The organism is Methanocalculus sp. (assembly GCF_029762515.1).
GTDB lineage: Archaea > Halobacteriota > Methanomicrobia > Methanomicrobiales > Methanocorpusculaceae > Methanocalculus.
Window position 1 is genome coordinate 1 of sequence record NZ_JARVGN010000404.1, and the last position, 1,997, is coordinate 1,997.

Sequence of the window (1,997 nt, forward strand, 5' to 3'; positions counted from 1 at the left end):
TCAAAGCCCGGACCCGGATTATCCCTTAGTAAAACCACACAGCCGAACGGGTGATCCAGTGTGGCTGAGAGAGTGACCGGGATGATCCCATATTGCCGGACAATGCGAATATCACAGCTCCGTTCTATCTGAAGGGAGGCTATAATCCGGTTTTCAGCAGAAAGGAAGAGGACGGCACGGCTGAAGAGCAGAAGGATAAGGGCAGCACCTGCCACCACTGCCGGCATACTGCCCATAGCGCCGCCACCCAGGATCGTCAGGATGCCGGCTGCCAGAATGGCACGGGAGAGGGGTGTCAGCAGCACCTCACGGCACCTCAACCGATCCGATGATCCCCCTTATAACCGCGTCCAGTGTGATACCGGCGATCTCAGCCTCTCTCCTGAGGATCAGCCGGTGATGGAGCACATTGAATGCAATCTCCCTGACATCATCCGGGGTAACGAAAGTTCTACCTTTCAGTGCAGCTACCACCTTGCTTCCCCTATAGAAAGCTATTGATGCACGGGTGCTCGCCCCAAGACCGATATCCCCGTTCTGCCGAGTGGCAATGACGAGATCCCGGATATATCGTGATACACGCTCCTCAATATGAACCGATTCGATCTCTTGCCTGAGTCTGACGATATCAGCATCATGGGTGAGCTTATCAAGACCTGCAGAATAGGTATCCCAGTTCAATCTCCCGGAGTCAAGACGCCGGAGGACCTCCAGTTCATCGTCAGAATTGAGATACTCGGAGATGAAACTATACATAAACCGGTCTTTCTGGGCCTCGATAAGCGGAAACGTCCCTTCAAACTCGTACGGGTTCTGGGTAGCCATTACAAAGAACGGGCTTGGGAGCGGATGCGTTTCCCCTTCTATCGTCACCTGCCGCTCGCTCATCACCTCGATAAATGCACTCTGCGTCCTGGGGTTCAGGCGGTTCAGCTCATCGATCAGGAGGATATTTGAAAAGATCGGCCCTTTCCGGAGTACAAACTCACCTGTCGCCTGATCATAGACCCGTATTCCCAGGATATCGGCAGGCTGCGTATCGACGGCACACTGGACACGGGAGAAGGTGTACCCGAGTATCTTTGCAAACGCCTTCGCGATCGTTGTTTTCGCAGTACCCGGGACACCCTGGATCAGGATATGCCCTTCAGAAAGAAGAGCGATTGCCATCAGCTCGATGAGCTGATCTTTGCCGACGAGATATTGATTAATATGTGATCTGATCTCCTCGTATCTCCGGGAAACATCTGATAGATCTGTTTCTTCTGACATCATGCACCCTGGAATATCTCTTTTCGGAATCCAACCACAACAACAACCATCAGGAGAAGTATGGCAATAATCGTACTTATCGGTGCGGATTTAATCTTATGGATGAAATATGCAGGACCTTCGGCATCTGCGGGGCGGCCGTATGTCGCATCCACCACCACTGAACCATCAGGTTGCAGCAGGTTCCCAAGGAGCCGGGGGTTATCATGGAGCCGCCTCACCTCCTGCATGGTAGTAGCAAAGAGGCTTGCATCTGCAATCAGGATCACTTCCCCCGATCCCACCTGCTCGGTTGCGATCAAAGTATACCTGCCGAGGGCCATCCCGCTCCCCGGCCGCCCTGATCCGGTTGTATCAACCCAGGAGAGGATCGAGGTTCTGACGAGGGGATCACCGCCGGTGATATATGACGGCCGGTTGAAGGCGAGGGTTTTGACCCCTGCAAAGAGGCTGTGGTTTCCGGCAACCTCAGCAATAACCGTCCTGGTCGAGGCAAACTCCATATCAATGCTGGAGACATTGCCTGGCTGGATCCTCATGCCGGATCCCAATCCTCTCAGGAGTTCGTTTCCATTCCCCTCCTCGCATGCGATGATGACGGTTCCCCCCCGATTTAACACCTGCTCTGCAATACCGATTGCGCCCGCGTCACTTGGGGCGATGATGATGTAGCGATCGATTTCCTCAGGCAGATCAGTTCCGGGAGTATGCAGATCCGCACCCAT

The 1,997-nt window shown here is 53.8% G+C and carries 3 protein-coding genes; all 3 read right to left on the reverse strand.

Annotated elements, in window-relative coordinates:
• The coding region (locus QCH34_RS11490) for a hypothetical protein (protein ID WP_300334299.1) at window positions 1-305 on the reverse strand (305 nt) is incomplete at its 3' end.
• 1 nt (window position 306) lies between these two features.
• The gene (locus QCH34_RS11495; RefSeq protein ID WP_300334301.1) at window positions 307-1,272 is read right to left on the reverse strand and encodes a MoxR family ATPase; all 966 of its coding nucleotides are present in this window, start codon (window positions 1,270-1,272) and stop codon (window positions 307-309) included.
• Window positions 1,272-1,997, reverse strand: a 726-nt coding sequence (locus QCH34_RS11500; protein WP_300334304.1) for a DUF4350 domain-containing protein, incomplete at its 5' end; no start/stop codon positions are given. The genes QCH34_RS11495 and QCH34_RS11500, both read right to left, overlap by 1 nt.

Bases quoted from the DNA above. Each gene is read 5' to 3' on its own strand.
- QCH34_RS11495 (WP_300334301.1), bottom strand. From the start codon at position 1,272: ATGTCAGAAGAAACAGATCTATCAGATGTTTCCCGGAGATACGAGGAG.